This window comes from Rhizobium sp. LEGMi-198b (assembly GCF_054114205.1).
On the sequence record NZ_JBSYVH010000011.1, the window covers coordinates 16122 to 32449 of the forward strand.

The following is a 16328-nucleotide window of genomic DNA, read 5'->3' on the forward strand; positions in this document are numbered from 1 at the left end:
ACGTGCCCTGAAACTCATATCCGTTTTCGCGGGATGGAGCCGCATTGAAAGCTTTGACACCATATAGAGGGAAAAGGATCCTGCTGTGCTCAGCCTTGTTGCTGACGATAGCCAGCGGCCTCGCGCTCCGGCGCTATGGCTATGCGATGCATCTGCCTTTCGTCGCAGTCAAATATGGTGGCTCATTATTGTGGGGAGCGATGGTCTACTGGCTTTTGGCTACCCTCTTCGTTGCGACAGGGCGTTTCAGGATCGCCGCGGCGGCGCTGATCGTCGCTGTCCTTGTCGAGCTTTTCAGGCTTTGGCATACGCCGGCGCTGGATGCGTTTCGGCTGACCACCGCCGGAGCCCTGTTGCTGGGACGAGTCTTTTCGCTCTGGAATATCCTGGCCTATGCCGCCGGTATCGCGGCGGCACTGGTGCTTGATTGCGCGCTGTCGAGGCCACCGCTTCGGTTTGAATCCTAGCGTCTTATTCGGCGGCTGCGGCTAGCCGGCGCGAGGGTTCGCTGCGGTGAAGATGGACCGCAAGCGTATCCCAGGGCGGCCTGATGGAAAGTTGCGCCAGAATGCGGCCAATCTCGCCCCTGTGATAGCCTCCATGCGTGGCGACGTGGAGCAGCATCTCCTGGCGCGTCATGCAGCCTCGGTCTCCGTCGGTGAAGACAAAGGGCAAAGCTTCGGACAGGAGCTCAGGGCTAATGGTTTCGAGATATTTCAGGTACCATTGATCCGAGGCCGTTAGCGCCGCGTGAAGATCCGCAAGGGAAGGTGTCTCGGGCGTATTGTCGTCCGCATAGCCATGCTCCTGTCCGGTGAGATGCGCCGCAAATATCCGCGCGACGACCAGCGAATGATTCATCAGGCGTATGGAGACATGGCGCTCCTTGCCAAGCTCTACGGGATCGAGATGACCGATGCTGTCGAGCAGTTCCTCATTCGCCCAAGCCTGATAGCGGAAAAGAGTCTGCAGTAATGGCGATTCGCTCATGATGACGTTGCCCTTTCGTTGGCGGCAAAAATGCGAGTAGAGTGTTCACATTTTATGGAGTGGGGAGCGCATGTCTACTCGCATTCCAAAGCCGGGTTTGCCGATGCGCAAAGAGCCGAGCCAGGCGCGTTCGCGGGCAACGGTCGATGCGATTATCGAGTCAGGTGCTCGCATTTTGGGTGATCGCGGATGGGCCGGGTTCACGACGAATACCGTCGCGGCCGTCGCCGGCATCAGCATCGGTTCGCTCTATCAGTATTTTCCGGACAAGCTCTCTTTGGTCGAAGCCATAAGGCGCCGCCATTTCGACGAGGTCCTCGCCGTCCTGCGCCAGGCGGTCGCCAGCGATTTGCCGCTGCGGCAGAGTGTCGAAGCTCTTGTCCAGGGGATGATCGCTGCGCACAGCGTCAATCCCGACCTTCATAGGGTGTTGCTGGATGAGGTGCCGGGGCTTGAGGGGTCGAGGTCGGCCCATGATGCCTTCCTGGCAGATTATCAAAATCATTACAGGGCTTTTGTTGCAGCACATCGAAGTGCCGATGCCGGGCCTTCCAACGATGTCCTTGCACAGCTTCTATCCGGCGTCGTCGAAGGCGTGATCCATAATGGAGCCAGAAAGGGCACATTGGATTCGCCGGAGTTGAAGCAGGAACTAATCAAGATGATCTGCACTTATCTTGGCGGCGTCGATCGATAGGAAGTGATTCGAGCGACGAGGCGGCCCCGCTACCTAGCGGGAATACAGTCTCTCCTCGCTATTCGCATGGCTGCATTTCGCATTTCAAATACCACTTCGGATCATAATAATTTGAATTCTAATTAGTTTAGTGCTAATGGAATTTCATGAAATCGCTAAACGCTCTGCAACGCATATTCACCGCCAATCTGCTGACGACCGGCCGCCAATGGCGCCGGGTCGTCGATCTTGCGCTGAGCTCCTATGGCATATCGGAGGCCGCGGCCGCGCCGCTGCTTTGGATCGGCCGTCTGGGGGGAGGCGTGCGGCAGGTGGTTCTCGCCACCTATGTCGGTATCGAAGGCCCGTCTCTCGTCCGGTTGCTCGATCAGCTCGAAAGCATGGATCTCGTCATCCGCAAGGATGATCCGACAGATCGGCGTGCTAAAAGTCTGTGGCTGACGCCGGAGGGCGAAAAGCTGGCTTCTCGTATGGAAGATGCGCTCGACGAGCTGCGCGGCAACATTCTGGCCAATGTGGACCCGGCCGATATCGAAGCTGCCATTCGCGTCCTGAAGGCTTTTGAGGAATTCGAGCCGCCGAAGGCGGCTGACGCCGAGCAGGAACGGGAGAAGGTCTTATGAGCATTCCCTCCTGGCGCGACTGGCTATTTTCGGTCAAAGCCTTCATTGCGGCAATCATGGCGCTGTTCATAGCGCTGTCGCTGGATTTGCCGCGCCCCTATTGGGCGATGGCCGCCGTTTATGTCGTCGCCAATCCCCTTGCCGGGGCAACCAGCTCCAAGGGGCTCTATCGTGCCTTGGGTACGCTCATCGGCGCCACCGCGTCGGTGATCCTTGTCCCGCTCTTCGTCAATGCGCCGGAATTGCTGTCCGTCGTCGTCGCGCTCTGGACCGGCACCTTGCTGTTCATTTCCATGCTCGACCGCACCTCGCGCAGCTATGTCTTCATGCTGGCCGGCTATTCGCTGCCGCTGATCGCGCTGCCGACCGTCGGCGCGCCCGAAACCGTCTTCGATGTCGCGCTTGCCCGCTCCGAGGAGATCATCATCGGCATCGTCTGCGCGAGCGTCGTCAGCGCCATCGTCTTCCCGAGCAGCGTCGGCACCGTACTTGGCCAGCGCATCGGCTCCTGGCTGGATGACGCCGGCACCTGGGCGGATGAGATACTGCGCGGCGAGGGGGCTTCTCCCGCAACGCCCCTGAAGCGGCAGAAGCTCGCCGCCGACGTCTCCGGCCTTGATCTCGTCATCAGCCAGTTGCGCTATGACGCGGGCAGCCGCGATATTATCAGGCATTCGCGCGAGCTGCGCGGCCGTCTGTTGATGCTGTTGCCGCTCTTCTCGTCTCTCGCCGATCGCCTGCATGCGCTGAAAGCCGGTGGAAAGCCGCTGCCGCAGGAACTGGTCACGGTGCTCAATGAAGTGGCCGATTGGCTAGGGCAGGGCGGTCGCGGCAAGGCCGACGATACCGCCGATAGCTTGCTCAAAAAGATTGGCGACTTGCAACAGGATGATCTGAATCTCAGTTGGGACGATCTCGTCCGGTCGAGTGCGCTCGATCGCCTCAAAGAAATCGTCGATCTCTGGCAGGATTGCCTGACGCTGCGCGACCAGATCGTGTCCGGCCGGCAGGTGGGCACATGGCGGCCCGCCTTTCGTCACCGCAATGTCGTTGGGCGCAGCCGGCACTATGACTATGCCTTGCTTGCTTTCTCGGCCGGTGCAGTCGTCGTCGGTATCGCCGTCGCCTGCTTCTTCTGGATCTATTCCGGATGGCAAGACGGCGCCGGCTTCGTCACCATGGCGGCCGTCGCCTGTTCGTTTTTCGCCTCGCTTGATCGGCCTGCACCCTTCATCACCTCGATGTTCATCTGGTGCGCCATGAGCCTGCTCATCGCCTGCGTCTATATCTTCGGCATCTTGCCGTCGATCTCCGGTTTCGAAATGTTGGTGCTGGTCTTCGCGCCGCCTTTCCTGGTGATGGGCCTGTTGATCCCGCGCCCGCAGACCAACATGCTCGCCATGCTGCTGGCGGTGAATGGCGCGACCTTCATCGCGCTGCAGGACCGCTATACGGCCGATTTCGCCAGTTTCTCCAACAGTGCGGTCGCGGCTCTCGCAGGTGTGGGTTTTGCCCTGATCTGGACCTTGCTCACCCGTCCCTTCGGCGCCGAACTGGCCGCCTGGCGGCTGGTGCGGGCCGGCTGGACCGATCTCGCCGAAACCGCGGCTGGCATCCGCCGCGCGGATCACGAGCGCCTTTCCGGCCGCATTCTGGATCGCCTCGGGCAACTCGTGCCGCGCCTTGCAGGCATCGAAGATCGCGAATTGAAGAAGGTCGACGGTTACGCCGATGTCCGCCTCGGCTTCAACGTGCTGATGCTGCAGAAGGAGCGTGGGCAACTGAGCGCTGCTGCCGCCGCATCCGTCAGTGAAGTCCTGATCGGCGTTTCGGATTTCTATCGCTCGAGGCTAAAGGCCAAGCGTGCGGGGGATCCCTCCAACGAATTGCGCGTGTCGATCGACCATAGTCTCGAAGCGGTCGCGCAGGAAAAGCGGCATTCCGGCCGGGCGAGCCTCGATGCGCTCGTCGGCCTTCGCAGGGCGCTTTTCCCCCATGCCGAGCCGCCGGCGAGCTGGCGGCCGCCCCTATCGGATACAACTCAACCTCTTCCCATTGCCGCCGAGTAATATCATGCCCGCAGAATTCGATCTCTATGGCGTCTACATCCCACGCCTTCTCGTTCTCATGCTCGTGACGCTGTTTGCCGTCATCATTCTTCGACGCCTGCTCGCATGGATCGGAGCCTACACCCTGGTCTGGCATCGCGGTCTTTTCGATCTCGCGCTTTACGTCTTGCTGCTCGGCGCCGTCTCCTCCGTCTCTCGTTGGTATTTTACATGAACGCGTTCAAACTCATCGGCCGTGTGGCCGTCACTCTCATCTTCGTCGTTGCCGCCGTCTATGTCGGCCGCCAGCTCTGGGGCCATTACATGGACGAACCGTGGACGCGCGATGCGCGCCTGAGGGCTGATGTTGTCGGTATTGCGCCCGATGTTTCCGGCCTTGTGAGCGATGTGCTCGTCAAGGACAACCAGACCGTCAAGAAGGGCGATGTCCTTTTCCGTGTCGATCGCGATCGTTTCGCTATCGCTCTCGAACAGGCGGATGCTGCGCTCGCCAGCAGCAAAGCGGCTCTCGATCAGGCCCGCCGCGAAAGCCAGCGCCAGGAACGCCTCGGCGATGCCGCTTCCCTGCAGCAGAAGGAGCAGGCGCAGACCACCGAGCAGCAGGCCGAAGCCTCTCTCCGGCAGGCAACCGCAAATCGCGAACTCGCTCAGTTGAACCTCGACCGTTCCGAGGTCCGCGCTACTGTCAATGGTACGATCTCGAACCTCACCCTGCGCCCGGGTGACTATGTCTCTGCCGGCACCGCCAAGGTAGCGTTGATCGACACCGATTCCCTGCGCGTCGAAGGCTATTTCGAAGAAACCAAGCTGCCGCGCATCCATGTCGGCGACGAAGTTTCCATTCATCTGATGGGGCAGGTCGAGAAGCTGACAGGCCATGTCGACAGCATCGCCTATGGAATCGAGGATCGCGAACGCACCTCGGGCAGCTTGCTCGCCAATATTACCCCGACCTTTAGTTGGGTCCGCTTGGCACAGCGCGTACCCGTGCGCATCGCTCTCGACAAGGTGCCTGACGGCACGAAGCTGATCGCTGGCCTGACGGCGACGGTGGAGGTTTCGCAGCAGCAAAGCAAGGTCGCCCTCGGGTCGGCCATCGAATAACGAATGGATGCCCCGGATGGCTGCCGCTCACCATCCGGCTTCAACTCCAATCTTAAGCTGCTTTGGAGCGGGAAAGCGCGGCCGGTGTCCGCGCCGCTCTGCGCTTCTCCATCATGATCGGGCGATACGACCGATAGAGGATCATCGCCATCAGCAGGCCGATATAGATATATTGCTCCAGCGACAGCACCTTGGTCGACAGCGCGAAATGCAGGGCGCCGCAGGCGGCGATGATATAGACCAGCCGGTGCAGCCAGATCCATTTTTTGCCCAAACGCTTGATGGAAAAATTGTTGGAAGTCACGGCCAGCGCCAGCAGCATCACCAGCCCGGCCATACCGAACATGATGAAAGGCCGCTTCAGCACGTCGTTGATGACAGCCTGCACGTCGAGCGCCTGGTCGAGGACCATGTAGACCGCCAGATGCATCAGCACGTAGTAGAAACAGAGCAGGCCGAGCGCCCGGCGGTAACGCAGGTAGTTCCTGCCGAACAGATCGCGCGCCGGAGTGACGGCGAGCGTCAGGAGCAGGAAGCGGATCGCCCAGAGCCCGAGGAAGAGCTCGAAAGTCTTGACCGCATCGGCGCCGAGCTGGTCGGTTGCGCCGAGATAGAATTCCCATGCGGCCGGTATCAGGCCAACGGCGTAAAGCGCCCAGACGGAAGCAGGTTGCCAGCGTTTGGGCAAGGCGAGGGAAAGAGCCATCAGAAATTCGCCCTTAAGTCCATGCCGGCATAAAGGCTTGCGACCTGATCGGCATAGCCGTTGAAGGGCAGGGTGGGGTGACGGTTGGCGCCGAAGAAGCCGCCTTCGCCGATGCGGCGTTCGGTCGCCTGGCTCCAGCGCGGATGATCGACCGCCGGATTGACGTTGGCATAGAAGCCATACTCTTGGCTGTTGGTCGCCTGCCAGGTGTTCAGCGGCTGCTTGTCGGTGAGCGTGATGCGGACGATCGACTTGATGCCCTTGAAGCCGTATTTCCATGGCACGACCAACCGGATCGGAGCTCCGTTCTGGTTCGGCAGTGTCTCGCCATAGAGACCGACGGCGAGCAGCGTCAGCGGATTGCGTGCTTCATCGAGCCGCAGGCCTTCGACATAGGGCCAGTTGAGAGACTGGAAAACGCCTGACTGCCCCGGCATCTCTTCCGGCCGCACAACAGTCTCGAAGGCGACGAATTTGGCGCTGCCGAGCGGCTCGACTTTGTCGAGCAGTGCGGAAAGAGGAAAGCCGTCCCAGGGAATGACCATCGACCATGCCTCGACGCAGCGCATGCGGTAGACACGTTCTTCCGGCGGAAATTCCTTGATCAGCGCGTCGATATCGAAGGTGCCGGGCTTGCCGACCATGCCATCGACCTTGACGGTCCAGGGCCGTGGCTTGAACTTGCCGGAGAGGTTGGCCGGGTCGGACTTGTCGAGGCCGAATTCGTAAAAATTGTTGTAGGTGGTCACATCCTTGATTGGAGTCAGCTTCTCGTCGACCGTATAGTTGCTTTTGGTCGCTGTCAGCGCCTCGGCCATTGCGGTCTTGCTGCCGATGGCCGCCATGCCGATACCGGCGGCCGCTGCCGTCAGGAATTCGCGGCGCTTGAGATACACCGAGCGCGGCGTGATCTCGGAAGAGGCGATCTTCGGCGGGCGATAGGAAGGCATTACGATATTCCTTTCTACGATCGTAGAGATGATACGATCTCTACGCGGGAGAAGCACGGTTTGTTACCGTCTTACGACGTTATTTCTTTTGAACGGAAACCAACTTTTTGTGTTGGTTCGTGATGGAATAAACGGCCTTCTGCGTTGTCCGTATCATCTGGCTGATGATTGAGCTCGAGGCTATGTTCGCCCCTACGGCGTACCGGATTCGATCGAGTTGATAGTGACAGTCCAGTGCGATTGGATTAGGACAATTTCAAAAAGCAGGAATGTCGGCGCTCCCTTCGGCGCAAAGCCCAGGCCGGCCGACGCCTCACATTTCCAAGACGACGAGGAAGACACCATGCCAGCTTATCGTTCCAGAACCACGACCCATGGCCGCAATATGGCGGGTGCGCGCGGCCTTTGGCGCGCGACGGGTATGAAGGACAGCGATTTCGGCAAGCCCATCATTGCGGTGGTGAACTCCTTCACCCAGTTCGTGCCAGGCCACGTCCACCTCAAGGATCTCGGCCAGCTCGTCGCGCGCGAAATCGAAGCTGCCGGCGGTGTCGCCAAGGAATTCAACACGATCGCCGTCGATGACGGTATCGCCATGGGCCATGACGGCATGCTCTATTCGCTGCCTTCGCGCGAGCTGATCGCCGACAGCGTCGAATATATGGTCAATGCTCATTGCGCCGACGCCATGGTCTGCATCTCCAATTGCGACAAGATCACCCCCGGCATGCTGATGGCCTCGCTGCGCCTCAACATCCCGACTGTTTTCGTCTCCGGCGGCCCGATGGAAGCCGGCAAGGTGGTCCTGCACGGCAAGAAGCATGCGCTCGATCTGGTCGACGCCATGGTTGCCGCTGCCGATGACAAGATCAGCGACGAAGACGTTCAGATCATCGAGCGCTCGGCCTGTCCGACCTGCGGCTCCTGCTCCGGCATGTTCACCGCCAATTCGATGAACTGCCTGACGGAAGCGCTTGGTTTGTCGCTGCCCGGCAACGGCTCGACGCTCGCCACCCATGCCGACCGCAAGCGTCTCTTCGTCGAGGCCGGCCATCTGATCGTCGATCTCGCCCGGCGCTATTACGAGCAGGAGGATGCTTCCGTCCTGCCGCGCACCGTCGCTTCGAAGCAGGCCTTCGAGAACGCCATGGCGCTCGATATTGCCATGGGCGGCTCCACCAACACGGTTCTGCATATTCTCGCGGCTGCGCATGAAGGCGAAGTCGATTTCACCATGGCCGACATCGATGCTCTGTCTCGACGCGTGCCTTGTCTGTCGAAGGTTGCACCGGCCAAGAGCGACGTTCACATGGAAGATGTGCACCGTGCCGGCGGCATCATGTCGATCCTCGGCGAACTCGACAAGGGCGGCCTCATCAACCGCGATTGCCCGACCGTTCACGCCGAAACTCTCGGGGACGCCATCGACCGCTGGGACATCACCCGCACCAACAGCGAAAGCGTGCGTGAATTCTTCCGCGCCGCACCGGGCGGCATTCCGACCCAGGTTGCCTTCAGCCAAAACGCCCGTTGGGAAGAACTCGACACCGATCGTCAGAACGGTGTTATCCGCTCCGTTGAGCATCCCTTCTCCAAGGATGGCGGTCTCGCCGTTCTCAAGGGCAATCTGGCGCTGGACGGCTGCATCGTGAAGACGGCCGGCGTCGATGAATCGATCTTGAAATTCTCCGGTCCGGCCAGGGTCTTCGAAAGCCAGGACGCATCCGTCAAGGCCATCCTCAGCAACGAGATCAAGGCCGGCGACGTTGTCGTCATCCGCTATGAAGGCCCGAAGGGCGGCCCCGGCATGCAGGAAATGCTCTATCCGACGAGCTATCTGAAGTCGAAGGGCCTGGGCAAAGCCTGCGCGTTGATCACCGACGGCCGCTTCTCCGGCGGCACCTCTGGCCTCTCCATCGGCCACGTTTCGCCTGAAGCGGCAAACGGCGGCATGATCGGCCTGGTGCGCGAAGGCGACATGATCGATATCGACATCCCGAGCCGTACCATCAGCCTGCGCGTCGACGACAAGGAACTTGCCGCTCGCCGCGAAGCTCAGAACGCCAGCGGTTGGCATCCGGTCGAAGCACGCAAGCGCAATGTCACCACGGCGCTGAAGGCCTATGCTGCTTTCGCAACGAGTGCTGACCGGGGTGCTGTTAGAGATCTCGGCGGGAAGTAATCAAACCCCGTCGCCCGGTCCTGAGCTTGTCGAAGGGATGGAGAGAAGGTGGTTGTAGCGCGGGATCTATCTCGCCCTTGGCGGGTAAGATAGATCCCGCATCGCCACGCTCATCGGCATATGCTTTATAGCGGCCGATTGATCCGCTTATACGTCTCATCCAGCGCTTTCAGCCGCTCGTCATAAGCGCCCTTGATGCAGGCGGCATCCGCGCCACAGGCCTGCCGCTTCTTCAGCCAGGCTGTCTGCTCGTCCTGCAATGTGCCGCGCGAGCCCATGGCCAGCAGGCCGGAGAGCAGGTCGAAGGTCGTCACCATCTTCACGTCGGCATCGTTGAGCGCCCTGTTATCGCAGATCGTCTTCTCGTCCGGCTGAAGGTTCTGCGACTCGCAATTGAAGCTCGCGGTCTGGGATGTGTTGGCCGCGGTGAGAGAGGTAACGAGAAAGATTGCCGCAAGGCTGTTTGATCGCATGCTTTTGCTCCATCTGCCGGTTTCCGAAACGAAATGCGCGATCACGCGTTTTTGTTCACAACGCCTGTTCTTCATGCGCGCAAGCGACCAATTATACTTCATGCTTCCGCCCTCTTTCCTTTCTAGCGTCGGACGCTACAACGTTGTTTCAAGAGCATTAAAGAAGGAAAATTCCATGCAGGTCCTGCTGAAGCGCACCGCCGTTTCGATGATCGCCCTCATCATGACGATGCCGCTTTCCGCCCAGGCGCAGACTGCGAAGTCTGTGCCGCAGAGCCAGATGCAAATGCAGCTTTCGTTTGCGCCGCTTGTCAAGCAGACGGCCGGCGCCGTGGTCAATGTCTATGCCGAGCGGATGGTGCAGCGGCAGTCGCCCTTTGCCGGCGATCCCTTCTTCGAACAGTTCTTCGGCCAGCGCATGCCGAATCGCACCGAGAAGCAGTCTTCGCTCGGGTCCGGCGTGATCGTCGAGGCGAATGGCACGGTCATCACCAACAATCACGTCGTCGACGGCGCTGACGATATCAAGATCGCGCTGTCGGACGGCCGCGAATTTCCCTGCGACGTCGTGCTGAAGGATGATCGGGTCGATCTCGCCGTTCTGAAGATCAAATCCAAGAACCAGAACTTCCCCGTCCTGCCGATCGGCAATTCCGATGCCGTCGAAGTGGGCGATCTCGTGCTGGCGATCGGCAATCCCTTCGGCGTTGGCCAGACGGTGACGAGCGGCATCGTGTCGGCGCTCGCCCGCAATCAGGTAAAGAACGAAGTCGGGTTCTTTATCCAGACTGATGCCTCGATCAATCCCGGCAATTCCGGCGGCGCTTTGACGAACATGACGGGCGAGCTGATCGGCCTCAACACGGCCATCTTTTCCCAGGGCGGCGGCTCGAATGGCATCGGCTTTGCCATCCCCGCCAACCTGGTCAAGGTTTTCCTCGCAGCCGCCGATCGTGGCGACAAGACCTTCGATCGCCCCTATATCGGCGCTTCCTTCGAACCGGTGACGTCAGACGTTGCCGAAGCGCTCGGCCTCGACAAGGTGCGCGGTGCGCTGGTGACCAAGGTGGTCGATGGCGGGCCGGCGGCGAAGGCTGGCCTGAAGGCCGGCGAGGTCGTCACGGCGATCAACAATATCCCGGTCGAGCACCCGGACGCGCTTGGCTATCGCCTGACGACGGCCGGCCTCGGCGCCACCGTTGCTTTGACCGTTCTCGACAATGGCAAAGAACATCAGGAGAGCATGACGCTTGCCGCGGCACCGGAATCCACGCCGCGGAACGAGAAGCTGATCCAGGGCAACAATCCTTTCTCGGGTGCGACCGTCGCCAACCTCTCGCCGCGCGTCGCCGATGAACTGCACCTGCCGGCGGATACGAACGGTGTCGTCGTCGAGAACCTGAAGGCGGATTCGCCGGCCGAGCGCCTTGGCTTTGCACCGAAGGATATCGTCGTATCCGTCAATGGTGTCGCGATCACCTCGACGGACGTGCTGCAGCAGGCCGTTGCTGGCAGTCCGAGCTTCTGGCGCGTCGAGATCGAGCGTGACGGCCAACGCATCCGGCAGTTCTTCCGATGAGTGACGATCTGTTTGCACCAAGGATACCGGAGGAGGTCGCCAAGAGGCGGCCTCTTGCCGATCGTCTGCGGCCGCAAACCTTGGCCGATGTCACCGGCCAGCCACATCTGACCGGCGAGGACGGCGCGCTGCGGCGGATGATCGACTCCGGCTCGCTCGGCTCGATGATCTTCTGGGGGCCGCCCGGCACCGGCAAGACGACGGTGGCGCGGCTGCTATCGGGCGAGGCGGGCCTTGCCTTCGAGCAGATATCGGCAATCTTCTCCGGCGTTGCCGATCTGAAGAAGGTGTTCGAAACCGCGCGTCTGCGCCGCATGGATGGCCGCCAGACGCTGCTCTTCGTCGACGAGATCCATCGCTTCAACCGCGCCCAGCAGGATAGCTTCCTGCCCGTCATGGAGGACGGTACCGTCATTCTGGTCGGCGCGACCACCGAGAACCCGTCTTTCGAGCTGAATGCCGCTCTCCTGTCCCGCGCGCGCGTCCTGACATTTCGCCCGCATGACGAGGAGAGCCTGGAGGAGTTGCTGCGCCGCGCCGAGACGGCGGAAGGTCGGCCGCTGCCCTTGACCGAGGATGCTCGCGCCAGCCTCATCCGCATGGCCGATGGCGATGGCCGCTCGGTGCTGACGCTTGCCGAAGAAGTCTGGCGCGCCGCGCGCAAGGACGAGCTCTTCGATCCCGATGCGCTGGTCAAAATCGTGCAACGCCGTGCGCCGGTCTACGACAAGGCGCAGGACGGCCACTACAATCTGATTTCGGCTCTGCATAAGTCGGTGCGCGGCTCTGACCCCGACGCGGCGCTCTACTATCTCGCTCGCATGTTCGATGCCGGCGAAGACCCGCTATATCTTGGAAGGCGGCTGGTGCGCATGGCGGTGGAGGATATCGGCCTTGCCGATCCGCAGGCGCTGGTCATCTGCAACGCTGCCAAGGACGCCTATGACTATCTGGGGTCGCCGGAAGGTGAATTGGCGCTGGCGGAAGCCTGCGTCTATCTCGCCACCGCCCCGAAGTCGAACGCCGTCTATACCGCCTTCAAGGCTGCCACACAGGCTGCCAAGCAGAACGGCTCGCTGCTGCCGCCCAAGCATATCCTCAATGCGCCGACGAAGCTGATGCGCACGGAGGGTTACGGCGACGGTTATCGCTATGATCACGACGAGCCCGATGCTTTTTCAGGCCAGAATTATTTTCCGGAGAAAATGGGCCGTCAGACCTTCTATGATCCGCCCGAGCGTGGTTTCGAGCGCGAAATCCGCAAGCGGCTGGATTGGTGGGCAAAGCTGCGCAAGGAGCGTGGTGAAGAGTAGATCCGATATCACCGAGCGGTGATGTTTTCCGAGGCGGCCTTCTGTATGCGCGGCGCGGGGGCCTTGTCGATCATCTTGACGCTCGATTCCGCCATGCCGTTATGGCCTTCCATATCGACCACCAGATGCCAATGGCCCGACTCGGGAATGGACAGCCGGATGGGCGATTTCTTGGCGACGCCGCCAAGGAACTGGTGCTTCAGAGTTTCCGTAAAGCGCTCGAAATTCGAGCTGTTCATCAACCGGACATTGGCGATGGCCGACAGCGTGATTTCGATCACGGTTCCGGCGCGCTGTTCGTTGAGATCATAGTGGCTGTAACGGAAGGCAGGCTTCGACATTGCTTTTTTACTCTGGTGACACCCGGCCGATATTCTACCCAAGCGTGGGTTAAGGAAGCGTTGGGCCGGGTGCAGCGGGGGCGGTCGAAGGCCGTTCGAATTGCTACGCCTTAATGCAGGTTTGGAAATGGCGTTGCGAAGCCGTCGAGATCGAGCACCGAGCCTTCGGGCGCGAGGCAGATATCGGCGGGATTATGATTGCACTCCTCGGCTGCGAAGTGCAGTGCCGCCGCTTCGTTGGTGAAAAGCCCGCCGACGAGACCTTGCCGGTCCTGGACGATCCAGGTGCCGCGCCGGTCGCGGCCGACTGTGAAGCGGGCGGGGGCCGGCGAGGCTGCGATGTGAGCCGTGCGGCGTTGAATATGCTGTGTGTCTGCCATGTGTTTTCCCTCGTAGATGGCTTCGTGTGCTCAATTGCCGGCCCAGTGCACCAGCATCTGGATGATGGCAGCGGCGAAGAAGACGAACGCCAGGCGCGGCGCGATGGCGCGCAGGCCGTTTAGCAGCGCATGCGAAGGGGTCGGACGCTTGGCGCCTCCGAGGGCAGCGGTACGAGGGCGTTGGAGCGGGTCGGCAGCAGTGCCGTATTGCATGTAGCGTGACATCATAGTTCCTTTCCAAGTGTCACTGGCGCTACGGTCGATTTTGAACGACGCAAGCGCCATGCAAATAAACTATGAGTGATCGGGTATGATTTCCATTTGGCAGGAAAGGATAAAATATAAAAATCTCATAGGGATAGAGCGTTTTTATAATCCCAGGCGGAAAGTCAGCGGCGAGGGCGCGTGTCTATGGCAGCCAGCTTGAAGTAACGCCATCGTCGCCTGGATCACCGTATCCGTCTCGGTATCGACGCCGGTTAGCGGCAGGCGCACGTCCGGGCTCATGTGCCGCATCAGAGAAAGGGCATGCTTTACCGTCGCCGGTTCGGGTTCGCGCGCAAGCGCCTTGAACAACAACCGAAGCCGATCGTCGATCAGCCGTGCCGCTGCCATATGGTCGCATCCGGCCGATAGCTGCATGGAATGGAAAAGCCGCGGCGCGATGTTGGCGGCGCTTGAAAACGAACCGCGTCCGCCGGCCATGGTGAAGGCGAGGGCGCTCGCATCATGGGCCGAATAGAGCGCGATCCTTTCCGGCAGCAAAGCACGCCATGCGCCGACGCGGGCGACGTCGCCGCTGCCGTCGGCAATGCCGATGATGGTCGGGATTTCCGCCAGCCGCGCGATTGTCGCCGGCATCAGGTCGATGGCGGTATGGGCAGGCAGGTTATGGATGATCAGCGGCAGATCGGTGCTGCCCGCCAACTGCTCGAAGTGATGGACTACGCCCTTCTGGCTTGGCTTGGAATAATAGGGAAGAGTGACGAAAGCGGCGTCGGCGCCGAGTTTCTGGGCTTGCCGCGTCTCCTTGATCGTCGCCGCCGTGTCATTGGTACCGGTGGCAACGATGACGGGGACCTTGCCCTCCGCCAGCTCGACGCAGATCTCGATGATCCGCACCCGCTCTGCTTCGGTTAGCGCAGGTCCTTCACCGGTCAAAGAGCAGGCAAGCAAACCGTCGATGCCGCTTAGCAATTGCCATTCCACATGCGCCATCAGGCCGACGGTATCGATCGCACCGCCGCGAAATGGCGTGACGAGTGCCGTGATCGCGCCGCCGATGCGCCTTTGCAAGGCCGGTCTCATCATCTCTTTGGCCGCTCAGAGAGCATGCAGCACGATGAAAAGCTCGAGGCCGCTTAGCAATAGCCCGAAGGCGAACATCGCATAGAAAGTGCGCCTTTCGCGAACCTGCCGGTTGCGAAGCCGCCGCTTCGGTTGGGCTTTGCCGACGGGGGCAGAAGCAGTGATGGGATGGCGTCTTTCGCGGCTGTCGCGCACAAGAGAACGGATGGCCTCGGTGAGATTGGGGGAATGTGTATCGAGCATAGCGTCTACCTCTGCATTCGATCCCGAGGGTAGCGCCGAGCGGCATAGGAAATCCATTCGAGGCAGAAGGCGAAGATATAGGCGAGATATAAAGACGCTGACGTGGTGCGAACCGCGCCACCGTTCTAAATGGCGGGAGCAATGCACCGAACCGCGCGGAGGGAGTGGCAGGCTTATCCCGCCGCCCGCAAGTTCTGCCGCTCCAACTCCGTCACCAGCGCCAGGATTGTCGCCGAGGTCGGCGTCGCGACACCGGTGAGCTTGCCAAGCGAGACGACCATGCCGACCAGCGGCGTGATTTCCAGCGCCTTGCCGGCCAGTAGATCCTGCAACATAGACGTGCGTACCGGGCCGATCTGGCGGGAGCGTTCGAGACGTTCTTCGACGGAAATCGCCAGACGCGCACCCAGGGCTTCCGCAACCGCCTGCACCTCGTTCATCACCTGGCCGACCATGACCGACAGAGCCGGATTGCCCATGATGTCGGACATCAGCGCCCGTGTCAGGGCGCTGATCGGATTGAAGGCGGCATTGCCCATCAGCTTGCTCCAGATCTCGTCACGAATGCGCGGCGAGATCGAGGCATTGATCCCGCCCTGCTTTAAGAGAGCCGCGATCGCTTCGATGTCGCCAGTTGCCTCGCCCGAGGGCTCTCCGAGAACGAAATGGCCGTTGTTGCTGAGCTTGATCTCGCCGGGATTGATGACCTCGGCGCTCTGATAGGCGACGCAGCCGATAACGCGCTCAGGCCCGATCAACCGCCAGAGATTGCCATTCGGATCGAGCTCCTCCATCTGCCGCTCGGCATGACCGCTTAGCCGATCCCGATGAAAATACCACCAGGGTATGCCGTTCAGGATCATTACGACGCGCGTCCCGGCATGCAGGAGCCTGGCAAGACCGGGGGCTGCCGCGCCGAGCTGGTGGCCCTTGAGCCCCGTTATCACCAGGTCCTGTGGCGGCAGTTCCGCCGCATCGTCGGTTGCGGTCACCTGTGCCACGAGCGGGCTCTCTGCCTGGGCCTCCCAGACCCGCAAGCTATCCGCACGAATGCCTTCCAAATGCCCGCCGCGCGCCACGACAGAAACAGTTGCCTGCCCCCTCAATCCCAAAGCCAGTTTCGCCGCAATTGCACCGCCGAGCGCACCTGCGCCATAGACGCAGATAGTTTTGAGGGAAGGGGATGCCATGGCCTTGATCTCCGGGGCTATACCGATCGGAGCAAGTTAGGTCACCGCCATGATTTGGCGAGCGGTCTATTGAGGTAATCGCAATTCTGCGGCCTTGCACCGCAGCTCAGCCGCAAAAAGCTAACCCGGATCAGCCCTAATATCGTATCCTCGTGAAACCAATATCGTCTTCAGGCCCGG

The 16328-nt window shown here is 60.8% G+C and carries 19 protein-coding genes; 9 read left to right on the forward strand and 10 right to left on the reverse strand.

Annotation, left to right across the window (positions count from 1 at the left end; genetic code table 11):
* Window positions 1–146: 146 nt before the first annotated feature.
* Window positions 147–467 (forward strand): ribosomal maturation YjgA family protein, encoded by a 321-nt coding sequence (locus ACXHXG_RS29685; protein ID WP_457901660.1) that lies wholly within the window; start codon window positions 147–149, stop codon window positions 465–467.
* A gap of 4 nt (window positions 468–471) precedes the next feature.
* On the opposite strand, the gene ACXHXG_RS29690 is transcribed toward ACXHXG_RS29685, so the two are convergent.
* On the reverse strand, window positions 472–990 hold the full coding sequence (locus tag ACXHXG_RS29690; RefSeq protein ID WP_457901600.1) for a DinB family protein: 519 nt from the start codon (window positions 988–990) through the stop codon (window positions 472–474).
* Between the two features lie 70 nt (window positions 991–1060).
* Here ACXHXG_RS29690 and ACXHXG_RS29695 point away from each other — a divergent pair, with 70 nt between their 5' ends.
* The 5 genes from ACXHXG_RS29695 to ACXHXG_RS29715 all read left to right on the forward strand — a co-directional run bounded on the left by ACXHXG_RS29695 (window position 1061) and on the right by ACXHXG_RS29715 (window position 5483).
* A complete protein-coding gene (locus ACXHXG_RS29695) occupies window positions 1061–1687 on the forward strand; it encodes a TetR/AcrR family transcriptional regulator (protein ID WP_457901601.1) in 627 nt (208 codons plus the stop codon).
* A gap of 146 nt (window positions 1688–1833) precedes the next feature.
* Window positions 1834–2310 carry a MarR family winged helix-turn-helix transcriptional regulator gene (locus ACXHXG_RS29700; protein WP_457901602.1) on the forward strand — a complete coding sequence of 159 codons (477 nt, stop codon included), beginning with the start codon at window positions 1834–1836 and terminating at the stop codon, window positions 2308–2310.
* Window positions 2307–4379 (forward strand): FUSC family protein, encoded by a 2073-nt coding sequence (locus tag ACXHXG_RS29705; protein ID WP_457901603.1) that lies wholly within the window; start codon window positions 2307–2309, stop codon window positions 4377–4379. The genes ACXHXG_RS29700 and ACXHXG_RS29705 overlap by 4 nt, the downstream gene beginning before the upstream one ends.
* Window positions 4380–4383: 4 nt before the next feature.
* Window positions 4384–4593, forward strand: coding sequence for a DUF1656 domain-containing protein (locus ACXHXG_RS29710; RefSeq protein ID WP_092844950.1), 210 nt, complete (start codon window positions 4384–4386; stop codon window positions 4591–4593).
* A complete protein-coding gene (locus ACXHXG_RS29715) occupies window positions 4590–5483 on the forward strand; it encodes an efflux RND transporter periplasmic adaptor subunit (RefSeq protein ID WP_260303842.1) in 894 nt (297 codons plus the stop codon). The genes ACXHXG_RS29710 and ACXHXG_RS29715 overlap by 4 nt, the downstream gene beginning before the upstream one ends.
* Window positions 5484–5535: 52 nt before the next feature.
* Here ACXHXG_RS29715 and msrQ read toward each other — a convergent pair whose 3' ends face one another.
* Entirely contained in the window at window positions 5536–6189 is a 654-nt protein-coding gene (gene msrQ, locus ACXHXG_RS29720) for a protein-methionine-sulfoxide reductase heme-binding subunit MsrQ (protein WP_457901604.1), read from the reverse strand.
* A complete protein-coding gene (msrP, locus tag ACXHXG_RS29725; protein WP_283050104.1) occupies window positions 6189–7139 on the reverse strand; it encodes a protein-methionine-sulfoxide reductase catalytic subunit MsrP in 951 nt (316 codons plus the stop codon). The genes msrQ and msrP overlap by 1 nt, the downstream gene beginning before the upstream one ends.
* Window positions 7140–7482: 343 nt before the next feature.
* Here msrP and ilvD point away from each other — a divergent pair, with 343 nt between their 5' ends.
* Window positions 7483–9321: a dihydroxy-acid dehydratase gene (gene ilvD / locus ACXHXG_RS29730; RefSeq protein ID WP_457901605.1), complete on the forward strand. Its 1839-nt coding sequence runs from the start codon at window positions 7483–7485 to the stop codon at window positions 9319–9321.
* A 125-nt stretch (window positions 9322–9446) separates the two neighbouring features.
* Here the strand turns inward: ilvD and ACXHXG_RS29735 are convergent, their stop codons facing one another.
* Window positions 9447–9794, reverse strand: coding sequence for a lysozyme inhibitor LprI family protein (locus ACXHXG_RS29735; RefSeq protein WP_457901606.1), 348 nt, complete (start codon window positions 9792–9794; stop codon window positions 9447–9449).
* 175 nt (window positions 9795–9969) lie between these two features.
* On the opposite strand from ACXHXG_RS29735, the gene ACXHXG_RS29740 reads away from it, so the two are divergent.
* Window positions 9970–11373: a DegQ family serine endoprotease gene (locus tag ACXHXG_RS29740; protein WP_457901607.1), complete on the forward strand. Its 1404-nt coding sequence runs from the start codon at window positions 9970–9972 to the stop codon at window positions 11371–11373.
* Window positions 11370–12686 carry a replication-associated recombination protein A gene (locus ACXHXG_RS29745; RefSeq protein ID WP_104822804.1) on the forward strand — a complete coding sequence of 439 codons (1317 nt, stop codon included), beginning with the start codon at window positions 11370–11372 and terminating at the stop codon, window positions 12684–12686. The genes ACXHXG_RS29740 and ACXHXG_RS29745 overlap by 4 nt, the downstream gene beginning before the upstream one ends.
* 8 nt (window positions 12687–12694) lie before the next feature.
* Here the strand turns inward: ACXHXG_RS29745 and ACXHXG_RS29750 are convergent, their stop codons facing one another.
* From ACXHXG_RS29750 to ACXHXG_RS29775, 6 genes are all read right to left on the reverse strand, one after another.
* A complete protein-coding gene (locus ACXHXG_RS29750; protein ID WP_104822805.1) occupies window positions 12695–13027 on the reverse strand; it encodes a DUF1883 domain-containing protein in 333 nt (110 codons plus the stop codon).
* A gap of 110 nt (window positions 13028–13137) precedes the next feature.
* Window positions 13138–13407, reverse strand: coding sequence for a hypothetical protein (locus ACXHXG_RS29755; RefSeq protein ID WP_283050110.1), 270 nt, complete (start codon window positions 13405–13407; stop codon window positions 13138–13140).
* Window positions 13408–13437: 30 nt separating this feature from the next.
* On the reverse strand, window positions 13438–13635 hold the full coding sequence (locus tag ACXHXG_RS29760; RefSeq protein ID WP_104822806.1) for a hypothetical protein: 198 nt from the start codon (window positions 13633–13635) through the stop codon (window positions 13438–13440).
* Between the two features lie 141 nt (window positions 13636–13776).
* Window positions 13777–14718, reverse strand: coding sequence for a 4-hydroxy-tetrahydrodipicolinate synthase (gene dapA / locus ACXHXG_RS29765; protein WP_457901608.1), 942 nt, complete (start codon window positions 14716–14718; stop codon window positions 13777–13779).
* A gap of 12 nt (window positions 14719–14730) precedes the next feature.
* Window positions 14731–14958 (reverse strand): hypothetical protein, encoded by a 228-nt coding sequence (locus ACXHXG_RS29770; RefSeq protein WP_104822808.1) that lies wholly within the window; start codon window positions 14956–14958, stop codon window positions 14731–14733.
* A 173-nt stretch (window positions 14959–15131) separates the two neighbouring features.
* Window positions 15132–16148, reverse strand: coding sequence for a ketopantoate reductase family protein (locus ACXHXG_RS29775; RefSeq protein WP_457901609.1), 1017 nt, complete (start codon window positions 16146–16148; stop codon window positions 15132–15134).
* Window positions 16149–16328 lie beyond the last annotated feature (180 nt).

Coding starts and splice junctions, on each gene's coding strand:
- ACXHXG_RS29685 (WP_457901660.1), top strand. CDS start 147: ATGCATCTGCCTTTCGTCGCAGTCAAATATGGTGGCTCATTATTGTGG.
- ACXHXG_RS29690 (WP_457901600.1), bottom strand. CDS start 990: ATGAGCGAATCGCCATTACTGCAGACTCTTTTCCGCTATCAGGCTTGG.
- ACXHXG_RS29695 (WP_457901601.1), top strand. CDS start 1,061: ATGTCTACTCGCATTCCAAAGCCGGGTTTGCCGATGCGCAAAGAGCCG.
- ACXHXG_RS29700 (WP_457901602.1), top strand. CDS start 1,834: ATGAAATCGCTAAACGCTCTGCAACGCATATTCACCGCCAATCTGCTG.
- ACXHXG_RS29705 (WP_457901603.1), top strand. CDS start 2,307: ATGAGCATTCCCTCCTGGCGCGACTGGCTATTTTCGGTCAAAGCCTTC.
- ACXHXG_RS29710 (WP_092844950.1), top strand. CDS start 4,384: ATGCCCGCAGAATTCGATCTCTATGGCGTCTACATCCCACGCCTTCTC.
- ACXHXG_RS29715 (WP_260303842.1), top strand. CDS start 4,590: ATGAACGCGTTCAAACTCATCGGCCGTGTGGCCGTCACTCTCATCTTC.
- msrQ (WP_457901604.1), bottom strand. CDS start 6,189: ATGGCTCTTTCCCTCGCCTTGCCCAAACGCTGGCAACCTGCTTCCGTC.
- msrP (WP_283050104.1), bottom strand. CDS start 7,139: ATGCCTTCCTATCGCCCGCCGAAGATCGCCTCTTCCGAGATCACGCCG.
- ilvD (WP_457901605.1), top strand. CDS start 7,483: ATGCCAGCTTATCGTTCCAGAACCACGACCCATGGCCGCAATATGGCG.
- ACXHXG_RS29735 (WP_457901606.1), bottom strand. CDS start 9,794: ATGCGATCAAACAGCCTTGCGGCAATCTTTCTCGTTACCTCTCTCACC.
- ACXHXG_RS29740 (WP_457901607.1), top strand. CDS start 9,970: ATGCAGGTCCTGCTGAAGCGCACCGCCGTTTCGATGATCGCCCTCATC.
- ACXHXG_RS29745 (WP_104822804.1), top strand. CDS start 11,370: ATGAGTGACGATCTGTTTGCACCAAGGATACCGGAGGAGGTCGCCAAG.
- ACXHXG_RS29750 (WP_104822805.1), bottom strand. CDS start 13,027: ATGTCGAAGCCTGCCTTCCGTTACAGCCACTATGATCTCAACGAACAG.
- ACXHXG_RS29755 (WP_283050110.1), bottom strand. CDS start 13,407: ATGGCAGACACACAGCATATTCAACGCCGCACGGCTCACATCGCAGCC.
- ACXHXG_RS29760 (WP_104822806.1), bottom strand. CDS start 13,635: ATGATGTCACGCTACATGCAATACGGCACTGCTGCCGACCCGCTCCAA.
- dapA (WP_457901608.1), bottom strand. CDS start 14,718: ATGATGAGACCGGCCTTGCAAAGGCGCATCGGCGGCGCGATCACGGCA.
- ACXHXG_RS29770 (WP_104822808.1), bottom strand. CDS start 14,958: ATGCTCGATACACATTCCCCCAATCTCACCGAGGCCATCCGTTCTCTT.
- ACXHXG_RS29775 (WP_457901609.1), bottom strand. CDS start 16,148: ATGGCATCCCCTTCCCTCAAAACTATCTGCGTCTATGGCGCAGGTGCG.